The organism is Mesorhizobium sp. LjNodule214, assembly GCF_964252735.1.
Classification (GTDB): domain Bacteria; phylum Pseudomonadota; class Alphaproteobacteria; order Rhizobiales; family Rhizobiaceae; genus Mesorhizobium.
The window spans coordinates 653,191-667,990 of record NZ_CAXUPE020000001.1 but is presented as its reverse complement, the minus strand read 5'-3'; the positions used below and the strand labels follow the sequence as shown (position 1 = coordinate 667,990).

At 60.5% G+C, this 14,800-nt stretch carries 5 protein-coding genes; 2 read left to right on the top strand and 3 right to left on the bottom strand.

All coding sequences use genetic code 11. From position 1 onward, the window contains the following. Positions 1-23 precede the first annotated feature (23 nt). Both ACSQ3Z_RS03235 and ACSQ3Z_RS03230 read left to right on the top strand, forming a co-directional pair. Positions 24-2,930 (top strand): hypothetical protein, encoded by a 2,907-nt coding sequence (locus ACSQ3Z_RS03235; protein ID WP_436169934.1) that lies wholly within the window; start codon positions 24-26, stop codon positions 2,928-2,930. Then, positions 2,930-5,791, top strand: a complete 2,862-nt coding sequence (locus ACSQ3Z_RS03230; protein WP_436169933.1) for a helicase-related protein — start codon at positions 2,930-2,932, stop codon at positions 5,789-5,791. The genes ACSQ3Z_RS03235 and ACSQ3Z_RS03230 overlap by 1 nt, the downstream gene beginning before the upstream one ends. On the opposite strand, the gene ACSQ3Z_RS03225 is transcribed toward ACSQ3Z_RS03230, so the two are convergent. The 3 genes from ACSQ3Z_RS03225 to ACSQ3Z_RS03215 are packed head-to-tail and all read right to left on the bottom strand — an operon-like array spanning position 5,772 to position 14,616. Further along, a complete protein-coding gene (locus ACSQ3Z_RS03225) occupies positions 5,772-6,737 on the bottom strand; it encodes a hypothetical protein (protein WP_436169932.1) in 966 nt (321 codons plus the stop codon). The genes ACSQ3Z_RS03230 and ACSQ3Z_RS03225 overlap by 20 nt on opposite strands. Next, positions 6,734-8,455, bottom strand: coding sequence for an NERD domain-containing protein (locus ACSQ3Z_RS03220; protein WP_436169931.1), 1,722 nt, complete (start codon positions 8,453-8,455; stop codon positions 6,734-6,736). The genes ACSQ3Z_RS03225 and ACSQ3Z_RS03220 overlap by 4 nt, the downstream gene beginning before the upstream one ends. Then, complete coding sequence (locus tag ACSQ3Z_RS03215; RefSeq protein ID WP_436169930.1) at positions 8,455-14,616, bottom strand: DEAD/DEAH box helicase; 6,162 nt, start codon at positions 14,614-14,616, stop codon at positions 8,455-8,457. The genes ACSQ3Z_RS03220 and ACSQ3Z_RS03215 overlap by 1 nt, the downstream gene beginning before the upstream one ends. Positions 14,617-14,800: the final 184 nt, after the last annotated feature.

The window sequence follows — 14,800 nt, the reverse complement described above, 5'->3', positions numbered from 1 at the left end:
TAGATTGGGGGAAGTGGGAGGGGATGTTTTCACTAGGAGAAATCGATGGTCTTGAGCGACAATTGAAGGGAGCTCTTGCTGCTCTCAACAAAAAGAAAATCCGGGACGTCACACTCATTGAAGCCGTGGATGATGCTGCGGTTTGGCCCGAAGTCTTCGATAAACTAAAGCCGATCGCACCCACTGCGGATCTCGACCGCCTTATTGCGCGAGTTCCAGTGTTCGTGTGCGCTGTGGCCGCCGAAATCGGATTTCGTTTCGAGGGCGTTGGCACAGAATATTGGGCGAAGCTTGGAGATGCACTTGGTCTAACTATCACTATCGCTCAGCGCGCAAAGATCGGCGAGGCATTTGAATCGATTGCCACGCGCTACAAAATATCCCGTCCTTCGCTCAGCACCTTTAGTGATCACTTTTCAATAATGTCTTGGCCGATCGCCAATGCGCTACTACCGATTGACCTGATAGGGCCCGTAACGCGCCTTCTCGCACGTGCGCCGCTTGCGGCGCTCCCAGGACCGGGCCGTGCGATCAACTTTCCGAGTTTAAGAGCCTGGGCAAGTGCGGCAGAGGGCGCGCGGCTCACTGATTGGCTCCGCTTCGAAGCTCCTACCGGTCGCGTTCTAGACGCGCTTCTCGCTGAGAATCGCGGAAGCATAATTTCCGAAGCAAGCTACACGCGCCTTCGCGAGGCAATTGCCACTAAACCAGAGGCTTCATTTTCCGCCAGGGCCGCGCGAATTCGCATTCGCTCCGCAAAACCAACCACTCCAGCAGAGTATACGCTCGGACGGTTGAGCCTATCGCGCGACACGTCGGCAATGCGAATGTTTGCGACTTGGCCAGCCTTGTCGCCCGCGCTCTTCGATGAGGCGCGCATGACTGCACGTGCGGCAGGTTGGCGACCTCGCCTGTGGGGTGCGGGGAGTCTGCTACACCCCGACACTGCGTTGAGCGTCGGCCCTTTCCTGCTGGCACTAGAGAAAACTCCATCTGACGACGATCCCGCCTACCCCGGCGCGGCGGATGTCTTTGGGGCCGGGAGCGACGCTGCTGCGGCGCTCACTGCTCGCACAATCGATTGGAACGCAATTACACTGTTTGATCCGAATGAGGATCGGACCCAAGCCGAACAGCGGTTCGGCGTGCTCACTGGGAAGAGCGGTTTCGCGTGGATTGCGTCAAAAGCTGGCGGCGCCCAGCTTGATGGCCTTCGGCGTCTCGGCATTACCTGTGGCTATATCGTCTATGAGGCCAACCTCGAAAGTCCAGCGGATCGCGTCATCCTCAATCGCGAGGGGCTGATCAACGCACAGAGCAGATTGCTTCTTGCTCGGCACCCGTTTGACGCAATTTGTGCTCCTCAAGGCGTCGTCCGGCCCGATCGTCCGTTTTTGCTTTACAACGAGGTCGACGATACCGACGCCAAGGCTGAACCCCAACGCATGGGCGCAGGATCTCGGATCGCCGCTATTTCAGGCTTGGCGGGCCGGCCAAGCCTTCGAAGTGAGGTCGCTTCGCCCGCAGAAACTGACATCGCCGCGCTGACTCTGTTTGAGCGGGATGGCCTGTTCGAAGCAATTGTCGAGCGGCGATTGCAACTGCGGGTTGAAAGCCGACTGCCGCTGACCGAGGTCCCCATAACCGCCGAACTCGAGATCGGCGGGCGTCTCGTCGCGCGCGGCCGCGACCGTCTGCCCAGGCTACCCGTGACCGTGCCGAGCACATCGTCTCTGCTTACGCCGCTGTATGACGATCGCATTCGCTCTAAACTCCTTGAAGTCGGGCGAGGCTCCCTTCGTATCTCAATTGGCCGTTCAATCGGGCTTCAGGTCAACCTCGAGCGCCCGGCAGCGTTAGTCGAATGGACTGACGGCAAGCCGAAATTGGTCGGGGGAAATTTCGAGACCACTCTTGTCACTGCCACTGCGCATCAACCACACCGCTTCCAGCCCGTCGCAGCTATCGAACCGCCGATCCGCGGCGCTGCCGTCTTCGGTTTTAAACTCGCCGACGGACGGATCGCCGATCCTGTCCAGCTCTTAACTTCGAACACTTTCGACCTAAGTGACTTAACGGCGCATTTTGCCGACGACGTCGGCTCGCGACGCATGTTTGAAAGTGGTCGTGGCGTAGGAGACATCGCTCGAGCACGCGTCGCGTGGGCGCGCGGGCTTTGCAATTCGCTCTCAGCGATCGCGACCAAGACCCGAGTCGTACGTCAGTTTGAGGAGCCGCTGGTCGTGAATCTCTGCGGTCGCTCCTGGTTACTCGCCGAGCAGTTAACGCGCTCGAGCACTTCCGATCCACACGATGCCTTGTGGCAGATCGCGGTCGAGCGCGGACTCACCACAGTGCCTGGTGGGCTGGCGCCCTCCGACAAGGCAGTATTCGCCAGGGCGTTTCGCCGGTGCGCTAAGCTCTTCGATCCTGAATGGCCATTGGTCAATACAACGCCGCTCGATGGCAAAATGGACGACGCTCTCAATGCTGCCTTCACCGAGGCGGTTGTCGAGTTGCATGGCAAGGGATTACTTCGCGATGTCGACGAAGAGGATTGCGACTTCGGCAGCCCATCCGAGGATTGGGAGCAGGCGGCCGCTGACGCGCTAAAGGTAATCTGGCGGCCAGCGTTGGCCAAACTGCTCGCGCCCTCCGAGGGAGCCGGCCAACTGACCCGCCGTCCTTACTACGACCTTAGCGTCGCCGAACTCGCAGAGGATCTCGCCGCCTGGACGAAGAAATGGGCGCTCCCGCGCGGCCTACTCGATCCCGAGGCGGCGGCCGGCGCACTTCAGCTCTGGCTGTCGCCTGCTGCGTGCGACGATGTCGACTCGGTGGTGCATATCCTCGCCACTGACCCCTTTGTGTCGCGTGCGACCCGCTATGTGGCGCTCAGGTTCGGCGCCGAGAACAACAAGGCGAACTGATGAGCGAGTTCCACCGTCTACTCCTCGGGCTCCATGCGCAGGCACGTAAGATCGACCGTGACCAGGGGCTGCTCGGTGCCCTCGGGGTGGCAGCCTTCGCCTATCCACATCAGGTCGACAGCGTGCATCGAATGGTTACCGCCACCGCATGCCGTTGGCTGCTCGCCGATGAGGTCGGGCTTGGTAAAACCGTTCAGGCAATTATGGTCATGCGAGCGCTCGCGGCTCAAAGTCCGCGGCCGCTGAACGTGGCATTGGTCGTGCCCGACGAACTCTCCTCCCAATGGGCTGAGGAATTGCTCTGCCGGGGACACGTCCTTCCAATTGAGGCCGGTCAAGACGGCGGCGCAGTCGGCAACATGGTGCTCCGTCTCGCGCGGCCGAGCCGGCTCTTAGTAGAGGGCCGTCTCGCAGCAGAGAAGATCGATCTCCTCATTATCGATGAGTTCACCAAACTCCAGGTCCAGGTTCGGCGGGATCTCATCGTCGCGGCGCGCACAATCCCTAATGTCATTGCGCTCACCGCGACGCCCGCCCTCCATCTTGCCGCCACCCGTCGCGAACTGATCGCGCTCATCGAGCCGGAGGCCGATCGGATCGCGCAAGCAGAGGATCGAGACATCTTGAAGGTACTTGCTGATCGTGAGGCGCTGGCGATCGATCGCTACGGCAACCAATTTCAAGAAGCCGGTACGCGGCGCGCAGTCGAGGAGGCTTATGGCCTCTACCGTCACCTTATCCGTACAGCCCGAACCGACTATCCGGAGGCGCTGCCGAGGCGAAGCTATGAACCGATGCGGCTCGCGCCGACCGACGGCGACGTCGAACGAGCGCGGACAACCCGTGGCTACCTTGAGGCGGCGAAATCCAGCAACCTCGATATCCGACGCGATCTGCTGCTTCAGGTGAGCGGCCGAAGCCCGGTGTCGCTCCGCGACCGCTTGAGCACGCTTCGGCGCAGTTCGCCTGTGTTACAGACCGCATGGGAGCGAATCGATAGTTGCCTGCGCAACGAAATCGGCGATGCGAAACTCGACGCTTTGATCGACCATATCCGCGGAGTTCATGCCCGCGACCCCGAGGCACGCGTCGTCATCGTCGCCGAGGACAACCCCACCACTGACTATCTGCGCGACGCAATCGAGAAGCTTGCCGATGTTAAAGTCGCCAAGAAACGTCGGTCGGTTGGTGCCGCTGACGAACTCGAAGCTCAGGTCGTGGCTCTCAAAGAGGCGCTCGACGATTTCATCAGCGGCGAGGCTAAGGTGCTGGTTGCTGCGGATGCGGCACGCGAGGGACACAACCTGCAGTTCGCTGACGAGATCATCTTCTTCGCACTTCCCTGGTCGCCACCCGACATCCAGCAGTGGATCGGTCGCATCGACCGTCTCGGTACCAAAGGTATGCCTGCAAATCGACGCATCACGATCACGTCGATCGTTATCAATGAATCGATCGAAGAACGAATCCTCGAAGTGCTAGAAGGGACAGGCGTCTTCTTGAAAAGTGAGGTCTTCGATGAGGCCGAGTGGGAGGACATCAGCAAAGCGATCAGGGCCGCAGCCGACGGCAGCGCAGGCGCCAGTTGGAACGACGCGGCGCGCGAGGCGAAGACGCTTGGGGAGAGTTACGACGCCTGGCTACAGGCGACCCGCTTGCCGCCGTCGCCCCGAACTATGATCGCGACACGATGCGAAGCGCGCTTCCGAAACCGTCGCTATGCGGCGCCCATGGTGGACGTCGGGGACGATCCCCCAAACTGGTACCTTATGCGTGAGCGCGCAGTTGAAAATATGATCAAGATCGCGGGTGAAATCTACCTCGACGTCCGACGTGACAAGATAAACGATCAGCGCTTCTGGACCATGTGGTATAAGGTAAAACCCGGCCATGGGGATTTCACGCTGCCAGACCTCGACGACCGCGGCCCTTGGCATCGGCAGGCCTACATTGTCCGTCGCTCGGCGATCGAATGCCCGCCCCGAACGCATGTCGTTCAAAAAGACTTGGTACAAAGGCAACTGCACTTTTTCGATCACGGCTGCACGCTCCACGATGGGGCAATCACCGCCTTCGAGCGGCAGACGCCTGCAACCAACATAATGAGCGAGTTTATCGTCGTATATCCCGTCGGTCATCCCGCCCTTCAATGGGCCGGGCGGCGGCTGTTGGTTGCGATAGCAGAATTTGATTTGCGCGAGGCAATCAGTTTTGACTTGGACGAAATACTGGGGTCTGCCACTACCAAGGCGTCTAAGCCCGAGCAGGACGCGCGAAATGGGGCGGCACGAACTGCGCTCGCCCAGTTCCAGGCCGACAGACGATGGATGATAGATCTGGCACCACCCGAAATGCTGTTTGCGGTTTATGTCGAGGATGGCGACGATATGGTCATCGCTGATGCAGCGTTGCCTGCCGTACTTGATCCGAGTCATCAAGGCAAATCTGCGCGCCAGTTGGGCAAGCGTCGATCATCTCTGTCGGAGGAGCGGCTTAGGATTGCACGCTCGACAGCTAGTAACCGCCTAAGGAGACTCCATGGCGACTTCGCAGCGCAGGCCAAGACGGCGGTGCGCAATGCAGTCGCTGACAGGGTTTTCGCCGCGAAAGCCGACGCTGATAATCTAGTCGACGCAGTTCGCTGCGAATTGGCCGTGGCACAAGCGCTCGACTCAACACATGAGTTCAACAAGGCTGCGCAACGCGGGGCGGCGCTGGCGTTGGCGCTCGCTGAAAACATCAGGGCGGCCCGTATCAAGCGTCTCGAAGGCCTGGAGGATGCTATGAGCAATAGCGGCCAGCTGACAAACTTGCGGATGTTCTGGATCGTGCCGCGCGCACCTAACGACGAGGTTCGATGATGCCTGCGATCACCGCATAACTGTTCGCGTCAATCTCCCAAGACCAGGGGCCGACCCTCTTGCCAGTCAACAGTGCGGCGCGCTCCATCTGTCGCGGTGGCGGGGTCAAGAAGTCGAGCCTGCCGGTAACAGGATCAAAGGCTAGCGCCGGGTCCGTGGCAGCCAAGGTCGCGCCAACGACGACCCAGCGCCACAGGTCGCGCGACTGCGGCTGCCACAGCGTCGCCTCGCCATCCGAGATGTTTACAACTACATGGCGCGGAGAGTAGCCCGAGGTGATGACAGCCGGGAAACAGCCATCGCCGGGGTGGCGCTGCCATCGGCCAGAGGGCGCGTTCTCGGCCTGGCCGAAGAATCGGCCTCGACCGCTCAACATGGCGACCGCCTGCGGCTCGTCGAGCGAGTAGCGCTCACCGCTTGCGGCAAGCGTTTGCGCAAAAGTGAACAGCGCGGCCGCGCCATCTTCGGGCGCATCGGAAACTCCCATCTCGACCAGAGCCGATCGCCACTCAGGTCGACCAAGTTCATCGGTCAACGCAACGGAAATCGCCGTATCATCCGGCTCCGAGGCTGGCACGCGGCGGACGCTCACTGGGGACTCCGAGCCAGCAACACTGCCGAGCAGTACCACTTGGTCGCCACCCCAATGAATCCGCCGCGGGGGGGTAGCCGCGTAGGCACGGCCGGCACTAGTGGTGAACTCGTCGATGTCGCCGCTCAGCAAGAGGATACTGAGCGCCTCATCGATCGTCGATCGGAGCGCAATCTCGTCGATCGCGAACGGACGATAAGCCTCCTTGAGCCCGCTGGTGATTCGCGCACGACTTACAAAACCCGCCTCCACGATCGCGCCGCGAACATGGCCGAGCACCACACTGAGGGGGGGCCGATTGCCATCCTCGTTTTCGAAACCAATCGCGTCGGCCCAAGCCTCGACTCCCTTCATTCTTGGGCACCGACGGCGATCGCCGCGGCCAGGGCTGCATCTAAGCGCTCCCTAGCCGCGCGGTCTCGCGTGACGATAATGAGGTGTGCGCGGGCGCGGGTCAGCGCGACGTAAAGATCGCTCATCGTAAACAGCGCTCCGAGGCCAGCGAAATCGCAGAGGATAACCACGTCCGCCTCAAGTCCCTTGAAGCTGCGCGCGGTGCTGCATAGCAGGCCTTTACCTTCGCGCCACTGTCCGGCACTTTCGACGAGCGGCACGCCGTCGATCGCGACGACGTTGGCGAGTGGCCCTTTGGCCTTGCTCGCCGGTCCGATGATCGCGATCTGGCGTGGGTCGAGTCGATGCTCCTTCAGAAGTGAGCGCACCTCCTGTTGGACGAGCCCGCTGATTGCCGAGGGACTCTGCGGCACGATGACCTTGGGCGGGCGCCCAAGCGGCGCCAGTTCGAAGGGTTCGCTCTCGATGCTGGTGGCCGTGTTAGCGCAGGCGACGATTCGGCGGGTGTTCCGGCAGTTCACATCAAGCGTCAAGCGGAAGGCACCGTCAATTGGGGGCTCAAAAGGGTCACGCCGCAAGCTCTGCGCCTTGTCGAGGAATGCCCAGATCTGGCCCTTTCTGTCCCAAAGGTATTCAAGCGCGTCCCACCAATTGGGTGAAAAATCCTGCGCTTCATCAACGACGATCGCGGCAAAGGGCTGGCCGTTAGGGTAAAGTTCCATAGCCGCTTCAGCGAGCCGATCGGACGCAATCTCATCCCACCAGCGCGCAGGATCCTGGGTGTTGACCGTGAAGTCGACGCCCGCCTGCTTGCAAAGGTTAGCCGCAAGGTGGTGGAAGTTATCGACCGTGATGTTGCCACCGTTCTCAGTGAGGCCATCCGCCATCTCCTCGCGCACCCATTTGGCGAGTTCGGCGTTGAAGCAGGTGAAAAGCACCGATGGGTACTTCGCCGCGAAGGAGCGTGCGCGCTGGATTGCTAGCAGAGTCTTTCCGGAGCCTGCCACACCTTCAATGATCGCACGCGGATTGGCATCGAAGGCGCGCAGGACCTGCAACTGCTGGCGGGTGAGTCGCGCAAGCGTCTCGGCGGTCGCATCGATGCTGATCCGAAGCGGCTCATAAACCCGAAATTCGGGCGCAAGCGCGCGGCGGACCGCATCGAACTGCTGCACCGACAAATCCTTCTGTCCGCCACCCCCTGCCTTGTAGGTTCGCAGGATTGCCGGCTCGATATTTTCGAGGTCGTCCATCGTGATGATAGCGTCCGGCGGTAGATCGGCGGGCGGATTGTCCTTGAATAGGCAGTGTGGAAAGGCTACTCCGACCGAGATTACGGTCTGATCGGCAGTCCCTTTGCCGCAAATATGCCCGATCCGCTTCTTGAGCGCCCACAAACTGCGTCGCGCCTGGCGGACCGGATCCTTGATCTCCTTGAGTCCCGCTTGGACGTGGCGATACCATTGTCGGCCCTTGAGCGTGATCTCGCCGCCCTTCACCTCTAGGATAAGCAGCCCATACTGCCGGTGAAGCAGGAGGAAATCGGCTTCGCCCTCTCGTGCCGGCGCGTCGATGTCGTCCCGTGCCGGGTTCACCCATGGCAATGAATGCATGACGATGTAGCCTGGGCCAAGGCTCTTCTGCATCGCACGTGCGATGTCGGCTTCTGAACCGTGCTCCATAGTTTCAGGATCGATCAACGGTACGAATTGCGCCATCAGTGGACCGCCTTGACGAAAATTGCTAGCGGTTGGATCGCGTCCGGCGGCATAATGAGTTCACTGGTGCACTCCATATATTTCGAATCGGCGCGATAGCGCATGCGCACACCGTTGCTCACCTGTTGCGGGATGCCGACAGTCCAACTATCGCTGGTTGCGCCGAAGGCCTGACCGTCCGTTCGGCGGACGAGATATACATCCTTGTTGGTTGGCTCGACACTGATTGGACGGAATAGACACATCGTCCCCTTGGTCACCTCGCCGCCGATACCATTGCCATTCTTGCCGCTGAGCGTGTTGGCTGTCAGTCGGAATAATATGTCACCAGGCTCGGCGTCCATCACGGTGAAGCGCGGCACGACGCCTACCGGTGCCAGATTGCCAGCGACAACCATCGCAGGGGTCAGTTCGGGTATACCGTCGGGATCGGCTTTGAGACCTGAGGTTGGATCGAAGTTCGGCGTCAACTGCGCAATATTTGACGCGATTGGCAGTGCGCGTAGAACGAGGAGGATGTCGACGGCGATCGTTTCCTTCCCCTCCGAAAGCGCTCGTGCTCGCGCCGTGCAAGGCTCAGTTTCGAGGAAGGGGTGCGAAAGGCAAATCACCCGCCCATTGGCGTCGATCAGGCCGCCCTCGGCGGGGGTGACTGCCGCACCACTCTCAATCAGATCATTCTTGAGCCGTTCGAGCGCGTAATTCTCGCGCGCCTGATCGATGCCGAGTGGTTCACCCTTGAAGCAGGCGCGCAGCAAGTCGGCGCCGATCCGCCTGTCGAATAGCGCATGCTCAAAACGGTTTTTGTACGAGCGCAGACACTGATAACAGCTGTCATCGCAATTGCAGCGATCAAGTAGGTGGAGCGCCGCATTGACTAGGCGCTGCGGATCGCGCGCGGCCGCCTTTACGAAGCCTGCGCCACCGGCAGCCTGATCGTACAGGTAGAGATCGATGAATTGGCTGGTTCCGTCGCCCGGCGCGAAGCGGAAATCGCCGTCGATGTCGTTCGGCTCGAGATCTTCGAGCATGCAGGCAGCACGCCTGAGTGCCTCAACCGCAGAACGCGCGGCGATAGTCGTTGACGGTCGGTCGGGATTTAGTTGCCAATTCGTAGGCAGCGCCAAGCGGAATACAGAGACATCGGTCCGGAACTCATTGCCAAGCACGATCTTCGTCACTTGCCCATTGCACTGGTCGGGCTCGTTCGGACGTTTAGGCCGCGGACGATTGTGAGGCTGGCCGTTACCGAGTTGACGTAAGGTCTGATCGAACTCAGCCGGCTCTATGCGCCCGCATTGCGTGCAATAGTTAAAACCGGGCTTGACCGCACTAAGCGAGCCCCTGTTGGTAACGACCAGATTCTTGCTATCGCTCCAACCGTCCCACCCGGTCCCAATCTGCCAGCGCTCGCCGCCGGTGCGCGCCTCGGGCGCAAAGTGCAACGCATCGAGCGTTGCACGGGTCGGTCGCAAGGGAATGCCCGGATCAAAGTCCGGCGGATTAGCAGCGATGCTCGGCGGATGCGAGAAGCCAGGCGGCCGCACCCATCTGCGTCCTGGTCCTAGCGTCGCACGGCCGCTGCATGCCGGGCAGTCGCGGGTCTGCTCCGGATAGCCCTGATCCCATTCGAGCAGATCGGCATAGTTGCAGATCCGGCATTGGAAATAGAGCCTTTTTTTGCGATAAGCTTTGAGCCGCTCCTCTTCTCGTTCGGCATAGAGCCCAAGCGAAAGATAACGCTGCCCATCGACCCAGACCTCATGGCCCGGCGCATATTGGCTGAGCGCGGCATTTAGGCTTTGCTGCGGCGAATAGCGCCGTTTTGGGTTCCACGGGTCGGCACCTTCTTCGAACACGCTGAAGGTCGCCACATCGGTGGGAAAGGCATATTTGGGCAGCAAACCTTTGTCGAAAAGCCGATCGAGCAACTTGGCGGAGTCAATACCACGATGATCGTCGTCGCCCGTGTCCTCGATCACCTCGTCTTGGGCATCTTCGCCATCCGAAGACTGTGGTGGATGCGTTGCTTCGACCGGAGACGCCAGATCCTGCTCTAGCACTTTGGGGAACTGATCAAGGAGATAGTCAGCGTCGAGAGTTGGGCATGAGGCAGTGAACAGCCGATCTAGATCAGCTTTTAGCCCATCATGCTCGTCGGCAATCCACTGCTTCAAGCCAGAGAGCGAGAATACTTCGTCGGTCCCGCGCATGAAGTCCGAGATGCTGCCGAGCGAGGAGAATACGTCCGAACTCCCACCGACCGTGTCAATCCGGTCCTGCTGAAAACGTCCAATCAGGTAGGCGAAGGCCTGACGCCTGGCGATCACCGGATTATCAAGATTGAGGATCGGGTCGGGCGCCGGACCCGCGACGATCGGCGCAGGATCGCGGAAGAAGCTCTGGTCGTGGCTGTCAGCCCCGCAGAACATGACCACCGTCGAAAGGCCGGCGCCGCGGCGACCCGCGCGACCGGCGCGCTGCTGATAACTGGCGCGGCCGGGCGGCACATTACGAAGTGCGACCGCAGTTAAGCCCCCAATGTCGATACCAACCTCCATCGTGGTCGTGCAACTAAGGATGTCGATCGGTGAGCCCGTCTGTCCGTCCTGTTCGATAGGAATATCCTGGAAGCGCAACTCATATGCTTCGTTGCGGGACATGGCGTTTGCCATGCCGCTATCGTTCAGCGCCGCCGAATGTTCCTCAGCCACAAGTTGGTGCGGCGCGTAGGCGTCGTTCTCGTCCGTGAGCCGTTCCCAAAGTCGCCGGTAGAAAGCCTTACGGCTTCGGAAGACCGCGTCGTTCGCCGGGTCGATGAGTTTGGCATTCCCTGTGCAATAGCCGCATCTATCGCCGAGGAGCGGATTCCTTGGGGAGACGCTGGTACAGCGCTCGCAACGGATCCACTGGGCCTTGTCGCTGACGTCGAGCGCGACCTTCGCTGCCTGGACGAAATACGTGCCAGATGCTCCCGGCGCGAAAACGCCCCGGAGCGCGGGCTCGCAGGCGTTCACATAGTCACCCTTAAGCCAAGCCTTCAGGCCTCGGTCTTCGAGTAGCTTCGTGATCTTCCGTGAGAATTTGCCATTCCACTCGCGGATGCTGGCCGAGCCGTGAGCACCCACAATCGCCTGGTCTGTGTGCTGGAGTTTGATAGCATGCTTGCGCATCGCCTGCCAAAGCCAGAGTTCGACGAGCGCGGCGCGCACCTGATCATCACTCATCCCGGCGACCGCAGGGAGTCTTAATCCATCATTGAGCTTCTGTTGGTCGTTTTTGGTGAGCTTGGGCCTAAGTGTCGCGAGCGCGAGGGGGAAGAGCCCGGTATGATCGTCCTGCAGCACCGAATAAATGCTCTTAAAGACCGAAAGCGGCGTGTTGCGCTCGGAGGTCTGGCTGGCGAGCCCGCGGAAATCTTCGCTTTCCGCGCCAGCGTCGTTGACCAGCTTTAGCGCCTCGTTGCCGGCCCAGTCCATGCGGCCATCATCATCTCCCGAAGGACGCAGCCGAACCTGATACTTGGCGGCACCGAGCGCGATCGCGAGGGGGGCATCGTCGAGCGATGGAGTGTAGGCGGGATGTTTTAGCGCGGCCATACCCGTTAGAAGCAACGGCCGCAGGCTATCGCGAAAAGAAAAGGTCTTAAGCGTGCCAGCGAGCCGCGAGGCGGTCTGTCTGCCGTCGGAGAAAACCAGCGCTTTACGCCCCTGAAGCGGAGTCTGTATCTGGGGGCGCGGCGGTTGCTCGAGCACTTGGACTGAGATCAGTTCCTGGAAGGGCTGATCGCCCTTAGTCTGCAAATCCGAAATGCCGTTTGACTGGCCATCGCCACATGGCGCATCGCAGCGCGGGCATTTATCGAAGAGTTGCGTAGGTCCGAGTTTTGGCGGTAGCCACACCTCGCGCGCGAACTGCCCCGCTCCGTCGATGCGGCCCGAGCTTAGATCTAGGTAGTTGGCACGCACCGCACCCGCAGTCTGCGGCATCGGGTCTTCAAGGCATACATGGATCGGCTCGATCACCTCGGTGTCGCCGGCGTAGGCGCGGCCATTATCCTGCCAAAGATGCTCGATGTCAGCGGGCGCGCCGATGCTCGCCCGAGCGACAGCTAGACCGCAGGAGCGGCAACTGTGAAGCTCATAAATTTGGCTGCCGCAGTCGCAGTTCTGGCGGGGTTCTGCGTAGAGGGCGCCGGTCGGACCACCACGCTCACCTTCCGAGATCTGGTTGCAATCCGGGTTTGCACACGCCCACAAGCCCGGAAGGCCCCGGAAAAGCATATGCACGCGCGCGGGCAGGATCGGTGGATCTTCTTGGCTTGGTTTTGCCAAGGAGGCGAGTTCAAGTAATGCGTCGACTGCTGCCACTGCGGTGCCCCAAGGCGAGTTCGGGAACAGTACTGGCGGCAAGTCGGAGAAGGCCCAAGCCGCTCCTACGGTATCGATAGGGTCGGATGCCGATACCGCGCCCATCGTGATGTTGCGCAACCGACCTATCACCGGCAGTCCAGCCAGCACCTCATTTAGCGCGGCGGGCAAATCGTCGGCGCTGGGCGAGAATTCTCCCGCAGTCGCGGTGCCGAGATCATAACGCCGGCGTATCGCGACGCTGCCTTCCCAGCATGAAGCGCCATCGACCACGAGAAAAAACTGTTCGGTCTCGACGGTGCCACCAGCCGGTAAGAGGATTTCTTCCTCGATGCGATCTCCGTTCGGGTCGAGACCTCGAACTGTCGCGATGATGTCCCCCGCGCCGCTGTCGATTCGGCGCAGTGTGACACGCGCGCCGACTGCCCTTGGCGCGAGCTTTGCGATGGGAGCAAGCACCGCCGACCGATCGCTGAGCGTAGAAGATTGCAGTGCTGTCAGCGGGACTGCGGCGAAGGCACTGGCGAGATCAGGCGGCCCTCCTCCGGCGGGTTCGAAGGCGCGTTTCTCGCCGGTGAGCGTCGTTACAAATTCGGGCTCGAGGCCGGTTAGTCTGGCGACGAAAACTTTGGCCGCCTCGGCATTGGAGAATGATGCGCTTGTCGCGATGAAAACGACCCGCTCGACCGGCAGACCAAGACGATCCAGGAGCCTGCGAATGAGATAGGCGACCTCGGTGCCGTTGGCGCCTCGATAAAGGTGCGCCTCATCAAGGATCAGGAAGAATTTCTCGTCCGGGTGTGCTTTGAAGAAATCGCGTGTCTCAGCGAATATCTGCCGCTCGATGGGCCGGAGCAGCATATACTCGAGCATCGAGTAATTGGTGACGAGGAGGTCGGGGCTCGCCTCTTGGATTTCGTGCCGGGTCAGCAGTTCGGGATCCTCGGGCCGCTCATTGGCGCGCAGTGGATTCTCGAGTGCATCAGCCCAATGTTGGCCGGGCTTGCCGTACCAATTGCGTAAGCCGTCAAACGCGCCGACGACACTGTCAGGCTTGGCGGGCCAACGCCCCTTATCTCTGAGCGTCCGGACGAGTTTCTGGTCCCGCACTGTGCCGGCACGGGCGCCGTCTTCGATTTTTAGATAGTATTCCAGCGTTTTGAGCCGTGTCTGATCACGTTTGCCGTCGCGTAGGCCAGGATAAAGCGTACGTCCGGTATAGCGGCCGAACTTGGCCGGCCGTCCAGCAGTCGACGTAAACCATTGCCGAACTGCCGAGGAACCGAACAGGGTTCGGAGGCGGCCGAGTTGATCATTGACCAAGGCGTTCATAGGATAGAGCAGCAGGGAACGAACCGCTCGCGTCGAGAAATGATCGGGCCGGTGCAATGCCTCGTCTGAGAGCCGGGCCAGCACTGGCAGAAGGAAACTTTCTGTCTTTCCCGATCCGGTGCCCGTGGTCACTACAATGCCGGTCCCACCGGAACCGTCACGCATTGTCGCCTCGAGCGCCTGCGATTGGTGCTCGTAAGGGGGATCGAAAAGGAGTTGCCCCGAGGCTTTTGATGCAAGGTTGGTCAGGAAGTCCCGAACAGTTGCGGGTAGATCGAGCGTGGCGAACGTACGATCCCCCACGTATGCGGGTGTGCTTTCGATGTAAGGAGTTTGCGCAATACCGCCTTCCATCAAGAGGCGGCGCCGCAGATTGATGACTTTCGGGTGCGACAGGTGGTATGTCGCTTCAATGTAGGAGGCAAGCGCCTCGCGCATGTTAGCAATCTCGGTCCGCATTCAACCCCCCAATATTCTTTTTGATTTCCGCTCCAGCGACAGCAGAGCTTCTGGACACGTTAACACTGCTGCAAAGTCGTGACTACTATCCTGCCGACTTTCCTCACTCACATGCGGAGGTGTCGTATTTCCCTTTTGCTTTCCACTTGGCAGGTTTGACGGGGAGCCGAGCAAGTAACTGCAT

What these genes read in the sequence shown, in the direction of transcription:
- ACSQ3Z_RS03235 (WP_436169934.1), top strand. Translation starts at nt 24, where the DNA reads ATGTTTTCACTAGGAGAAATCGATGGTCTTGAGCGACAATTGAAGGGA.
- ACSQ3Z_RS03230 (WP_436169933.1), top strand. Translation starts at nt 2,930, where the DNA reads ATGAGCGAGTTCCACCGTCTACTCCTCGGGCTCCATGCGCAGGCACGT.
- ACSQ3Z_RS03225 (WP_436169932.1), bottom strand. Translation starts at nt 6,737, where the DNA reads ATGAAGGGAGTCGAGGCTTGGGCCGACGCGATTGGTTTCGAAAACGAG.
- ACSQ3Z_RS03220 (WP_436169931.1), bottom strand. Translation starts at nt 8,455, where the DNA reads ATGGCGCAATTCGTACCGTTGATCGATCCTGAAACTATGGAGCACGGT.
- ACSQ3Z_RS03215 (WP_436169930.1), bottom strand. Translation starts at nt 14,616, where the DNA reads ATGCGGACCGAGATTGCTAACATGCGCGAGGCGCTTGCCTCCTACATT.